Source organism: Mesorhizobium sp. M1050, from assembly GCF_040318715.1.
Lineage (GTDB): Bacteria > Pseudomonadota > Alphaproteobacteria > Rhizobiales > Rhizobiaceae > Mesorhizobium.
Genome location: NZ_JAMYMV010000142.1, coordinates 1 through 5,720 on the forward strand (window position 1 = coordinate 1; position 5,720 = coordinate 5,720).

Here is a 5,720-nt window from a genome sequence, read left to right on the forward strand (position 1 = left end):
CAAGCCGGCTTTTGCCATGGCCTGGGCTCCCTCCACCCCCCCCGGTCCCCGCGCCCCCAACCCCGCCCGCACCGAGGGGGGTGCTGTCCCACCAACCGATTGTGCTTGTACGCTCAGCGTCGAATGATCTTCTGAGCCCGCCACCCATAGAGCCAGTCCAAATCCGCCGCGAGTTTTTCCGACGAGCGGATTTTCAGGAACACATTGCGCGCGATCGCCACTGGGCCCGCGGCATGCCAGGCAAGGCGGTTGATGGCGCCGCGGCGTGCGACCCTGGCGACGCGCGGCCGCCGCAGGTTCTCCCAGATTTGTAGGCTTTGTGCCGGATCGGCAGGGAAATCGACAATGATATCGGCAAGTGTCGCCGCATCCTCGATCGCCATGGCCGCGCCTTGCGCCGCGAACGGCGTCATCGCATGTGCGGCGTCGCCGATCAGTGCGATGCCGTCCGGCATTGTCCAGGGTCGCTTCTGATCGACGGTATGGAGCGGCCAGGTCAGCCACGGTCCAGCCCTTTCCACCAGTCTTGCAAGGCCTGGCGCGGTGCCGCGCACTGCGGCGGCGAGGATGCCGGGATCGGCATGGCCGGACCAGCCTTCGGCGATGCGTTCGCCCTTGGTGAAGGCGACGATATTGAAGGCGTCACCCCCGCTGACGGGATAGGCGACCATATGGAAGCCCGGGTGCAGGAAGGTGGTGACGCAGTCCGGAGCGCCGATCGCCGCGAACGCCTGCCCTGCGGCACTAAGCGCGGTGGTCGTGCGCCAGGCCAGTTCGCCGGAAAAGCGACTTCTTGGCGAGGCAGCCCCCTTTGCCGCGTCGACAAGCCCGCGCACCGAGGACCAAACGCCATCGGCGCCGACCAGCAGGAACCCCTCGGCCGCGATGGATTTGCCGTCGATCTCAACCGTCGCGGTGATGCCATGGGCTCCGGTGGCAAAACCGTGGAGGCGGGCCCCAGTGACGATCTTGATGTCGGCGATCTCGTCGGCACGCGCCATCAGTGCACTCTGCAGGTCGGCCCTGTGGGCGACGAGATAGGGCAGCTGCCAGCGCGTCTCGGCGACTTGCCCCAACGGCACGCGTGCCAGTTCGCGCAGCGTCGCTGCGTCCTTCAAGACCACGGCTTCCGGCCGCACCGCTGCCGGCAGCAGCCGGTCGAGCACGCCAAGCTGGCCGAGTATGCGCGTCGCGTTGGGAGAAAGCTGGAGGCCGGCGCCTACCGCCTCCAGGCGCTGCGCCTGTTCGAACACCTGCACGGAATAGCCGTGTTTGGCGAAAGCAAGCGCTGCGGTCAGCCCGGCGACGCCCGCCCCGGCGATGAGAATTTGCCGGGAACGCATGTCGTTCATCGAGCTTGTCGCGAAAGAATCAGGCAGCCTGATCGATATAGATGCAGCCGGCCGGCAGCGTTTCCGTCGCCTTCAGCTTGGGCGAATAGCGGTACAGCGTCGAGCAATAGGGGCAGACTTTTTCATTGTCGTCGCCCATGTCGAGAAACACATGCGGGTGATCGAAAGGCGGGTTGGCGCCCGTGCACATGAATTCCTTGACGCCGATGTCGATAGCCGGGTAGCCCGCATCGTTCTGAAAATGGGGAATGGAACCGCCTGCCATCGTCGTCTCCTTAACGCAGTCTCATCTGCATCTGGATCATAACAGGCGTCTTTGCAAGTTCGATGAAATGAAACTGTCGCAAAAGTCTGTCAGAGGATAAGTTAAGCCGGTTAACGCATGACCCGGAAAACCGACTTCGGTTTTCGGAAGGGATCATGCGTTGCCTTGGAGTGGCAGAGCGTCCTTTGCGCGTCCTCGAGGACGCGCCGCGCCCTAGCCGGCAGACGGTGTGGAAGAGCGGAATATGAACGAACTGAAGCCGGTGCAGAGCGAATTCATCAACGTGGAGGCGGCAAGCCCGGAAGGCGGCAATCCGGATCGTTTCGTCAATCGCGAATTTTCCTGGCTGCAGTTCAACCGGCGCGTTCTCGAAGAATCGCTGAACCTCAATCATCCGCTGCTGGAACGTGTCCGCTTCCTGTCGATCTCGGCCGCCAATCTCGACGAGTTCTTCATGGTGCGCGTCGCCGGCCTCGCCGGCCAGGTGCGCGAAGGCATCGTGCTGAAAAGTCCTGACGGGCGCACCCCCGAACAGCAGCTGGAACAGCTGCTGCGCGAGGTCGAGCGGCTGCAGGAAGACCAGCAGAAGAGCCTGTCTGCGCTCACGGTGCTGCTCAACAAGGAGGGCATCGAGACCATTACCCGCGACGCGCTCACCAAGGACGAGAAAATCTGGCTGGAAGACCACTTCCAGGAGCAGGTGTTTCCGGTGCTGACACCGCTGTCGATCGACCCGGCGCACCCGTTCCCGTTCATCCCCAATCTCGGCTTCTCGATGGCGCTGCAATTGCGTCATCGCAAGAACGGCGAAGAGATGAGTGCGCTGCTGCGCCTGCCGGTGGCGCTCAAGCGCTTCATCCGTCTGCCGGACCGCAAACGCCACGTCCGCTTCATCCCGCTGGAAGAGGCGGTCGGCCTGTATATCGGCAAGCTCTTCCCTGGCTATGAGGTCAAGGGCTCGGGCACGTTCCGCATCATCCGCGACAGCGATATCGAGGTCGAGGAAGAATCGGAAGATCTCGTGCGCCTGTTCGAGACGGCACTCAAGCGGCGCCGCCGCGGCTCGGTCATCCGCATCGAGTTCGACATACTGATGCCTGGCGAACTGCGCGACTTCGTCGCCGGCGAGCTTGGCGTGTCGTCGAGCCGCATCAGCGTTTTGACCGGGCCGCTGGCGCTCAGCCAGATTTCCGAAATCGTCGCCGTTCCCCGCGACGATCTCAAATTCACCCCCTACAATCCGCGCTTTCCCGAACGCATTCGCGAGCACGGCGGCGACTGTTTCGCCGCCATCCGCGAGAAGGACATCGTCGTCCACCATCCGTATGAATCCTTCGATGTGGTGGTGCAGTTCCTGCGTCAGGCGATGGCCGATCCGGAAGTGGTGGCGATCAAGCAGACGCTTTACCGCACCTCCAATGACAGCCCGATCGTGCGCGCGCTGGTCGACGCGGCCGAGGCCGGCAAATCGGTTACGGCTCTGGTCGAACTCAAGGCGCGCTTCGACGAGGAGGCCAACATCCGCTGGGCGCGCGACCTGGAGCGTGCCGGCGTGCAGGTCGTGTTCGGGTTTCTCGAACTGAAGACACATGCGAAGATGTCGCTGGTGGTGCGGCGCGAGGACGGCAAATTGCGCAACTATGTGCACCTCGGCACCGGCAACTACCATCCGGTCACGGCGCGCATCTACACCGACCTGTCCTTCTTCACCACCGATCCGACGATTGCACGCGACGTCGCCCAGCTCTTCAATTTCATCACCGGCTATGCCGAGCCGACGGACGAAATGCGTCTGGCGATCTCGCCATTCACGCTGAGAAGCCGCATCTTGAAGCATATTGCCGACGAGATTGCCTATGCTGTGGAAGGCAAGCCGGCGCGCATCTGGATGAAGATGAACGCGCTCGTCGACCCGATCATCATCGACGCGCTCTATGATGCCAGCCGCGCCGGAGTCGAGATCGACCTTGTCGTGCGCGGCATCTGCTGCCTGCGGCCGCAGGTTCCGGGCCTTTCGGAGAACATTCGTGTAAAATCGATCGTCGGGCGGTTTCTCGAGCACAGCCGCATCTATTGCTTCGGCAACGGTCACGGCCTGCCGTCGGACGAGGCTGTCGTCTACATCTCGTCGGCGGACCTCATGCCGCGCAATCTCGACCGCCGCGTCGAAACCATGGTGCCGATCACCAACCCAACTGTGCATGAACAGATCCTTGGCCAGATCATGCTTGGCAACATCATGGACAATCAGCAAAGTTTCGACGTATTGGCTGATGGAACTTCCCGGCGCGTGGTGCTGGAGGAGGGCGAGGAACCGTTCAACGCGCAGGAATATTTCATGACCAATCCGAGCCTGTCGGGACGGGGTGACGCGCTGAAGTCGCACGCGCCCAAGCGCATCGCGCAATTCAAGCGCCGCAAGAAGAACGCCGCAGCGTCCGGCTGATGCTGTCTAATTCCCAAGGCCGGTTGCAGGACCGTCGACCGCTGTCCATCATCGACATCGGATCGAATTCGATCCGTCTCGTCGTCTACGAGGGGCTGTCGCGCTCGCCAACCATGCTGTTCAACGAAAAGATGCTCGCCGGTCTCGGCCGAGGCATCGTTTCGACCGGCAAGCTCGACCCCGAGGCAGTGACGCGCTCGATGGAAGAGTTCCGCCGCTTTCGCGCGCTCTCCGACCAGGCCGGCGCCGAACAGATGTATGTGCTGGCCACCGCCGCCGCCCGCGAGGCTATCAACGGTCCCGATTTCATCCACCGCGCCGAAGATGTGCTCAAGACCGAGATCCGTGTGATCAGCGGCCGTCAGGAAGCCTATTATTCGGCGCTTGGCGTCATTTCCGGCTTCCATCCGGCCGATGGCATCGCCGGCGATCTGGGTGGCGGCAGCCTCGAACTGGTCGATGTCAACGGCGAAGCGATCGGTGACGGCATAACGCTGCCGCTGGGCGGCCTGCGCCTGCAGGACATGGCGAAGAACTCGCTGACCCAGGCGGCCAAGATCGCGCGTGACGAACTCGCGAGGGCCAAGCTGTTGAAAGGCGGTCGGGGCAGGCCCTTCTACGCCGTAGGCGGAACCTGGCGAAATCTCGCCCGGCTGCACATGGAAATGACCAACTATCCGCTTGGCGTCATGCACCACTACGAGATATCAGCCGAAAGCGCGTCGAACTTCCTCAAGCAGGTGGCCAAGGCCGAGATCGAGAAGGTCAAGGGGATCGAAGGCGTTTCCAAGAACCGCCGTTCGCTGCTGCCTTATGGCGCCATCGTGCTGCAGGAGATCATGGCGGCGATGCACCCGTCGAAGATCATCGTCTCGGCGCTCGGCGTCCGCGAAGGCTTTCTCTATTCGCTGCTCGACAAGGCAGAGCAGAAGGCCGATCCTTTGATTTCGGCCTCGGAGGAACTCGCCCGCCTGCGCTCCCGCTCCGTCACCCATTCGCATGAGCTTGTCGACTGGACCGCAAGGACCTTTGCCGCCTTCGGCATCGACGAGACCGAGGACGAGGCACGCTATCGCCACGCGGCGGCATTGCTCGCCGACATCGGCTGGCGCGCGCATCCCGAATACCGCGGCAAGCAGTCGCTCAACATCATCGCGCACGCGTCCTTCTTCGGTGTCGACCATCCCGGCCGCGCCTTCCTGGCGCTGGCCAACGCCTACCGTCACGACGGCATCTTCAACGAATCCATCGCCCCTGAAATCAAGGCGCTGGCGACGCCGCGCTATCTGGAGCGGGCCAGGGTGCTGGCGGCGATGATGCGCGTCGTCTATCTGCTGACGGCGTCGATGCCGGGCATCATGCCCAGGCTGAAATGGGAACAGCGCGGCAATGGCGTGCTGGCGCTGGTCTTGCCGGCATCGCTGGCCGATCTCTATGGCGAGCGGCCGGCCGGACGCCTGGCGCAACTGGCAAGGATCACCAACCGCCGTCTGGTGCTGGCCGTCGAGGGTGGCCCTAGTGTCTCGGTGAAGTGAACACGGCCTACCAGAGCGTGACTTAATCCACGCGGATATTAGACTAGTGCGCATCCATAAACGCTGTTTTTGCGAGTGTTCTGAGCCAGTTTGGCGGCCCAATTCATGCTGTTCTTGCGGCG

At 62.9% G+C, this 5,720-nt stretch carries 4 protein-coding genes; 2 read left to right on the forward strand and 2 right to left on the reverse strand.

Features of this window, described 5'->3' with window-relative positions:
* Nucleotides 1-113: 113 nt before the first annotated feature.
* Nucleotides 114-1,352, reverse strand: a complete 1,239-nt coding sequence (locus tag NKH57_RS33285; protein WP_352950569.1) for an FAD-dependent monooxygenase — start codon at nt 1,350-1,352, stop codon at nt 114-116.
* A gap of 19 nt (nt 1,353-1,371) precedes the next feature.
* Nucleotides 1,372-1,617, reverse strand: a complete 246-nt coding sequence (locus tag NKH57_RS33290) for a zinc-finger domain-containing protein (protein ID WP_023761953.1) — start codon at nt 1,615-1,617, stop codon at nt 1,372-1,374.
* Nucleotides 1,618-1,861: 244 nt separating this feature from the next.
* Between NKH57_RS33290 and NKH57_RS33295 the strand changes: the two genes are divergently transcribed.
* Both NKH57_RS33295 and ppx read left to right on the forward strand, forming a co-directional pair.
* Nucleotides 1,862-4,063 carry an RNA degradosome polyphosphate kinase gene (locus NKH57_RS33295; RefSeq protein WP_352950571.1) on the forward strand — a complete coding sequence of 734 codons (2,202 nt, stop codon included), beginning with the start codon at nt 1,862-1,864 and terminating at the stop codon, nt 4,061-4,063.
* On the forward strand, nt 4,063-5,598 hold the full coding sequence (ppx, locus tag NKH57_RS33300; protein WP_352734839.1) for an exopolyphosphatase: 1,536 nt from the start codon (nt 4,063-4,065) through the stop codon (nt 5,596-5,598). Before NKH57_RS33295 ends, ppx begins: the two co-directional genes overlap by 1 nt.
* The last annotated feature ends 122 nt before the right edge of the window (nt 5,599-5,720 follow it).

Excerpts from the sequence above, each read along its gene's own strand:
- NKH57_RS33295 (WP_352950571.1), top strand. The coding sequence starts at position 1,862 with ATGAACGAACTGAAGCCGGTGCAGAGCGAATTCATCAACGTGGAGGCG.
- NKH57_RS33285 (WP_352950569.1), bottom strand. The coding sequence starts at position 1,352 with ATGAACGACATGCGTTCCCGGCAAATTCTCATCGCCGGGGCGGGCGTC.
- NKH57_RS33290 (WP_023761953.1), bottom strand. The coding sequence starts at position 1,617 with ATGGCAGGCGGTTCCATTCCCCATTTTCAGAACGATGCGGGCTACCCG.
- ppx (WP_352734839.1), top strand. The coding sequence starts at position 4,063 with ATGCTGTCTAATTCCCAAGGCCGGTTGCAGGACCGTCGACCGCTGTCC.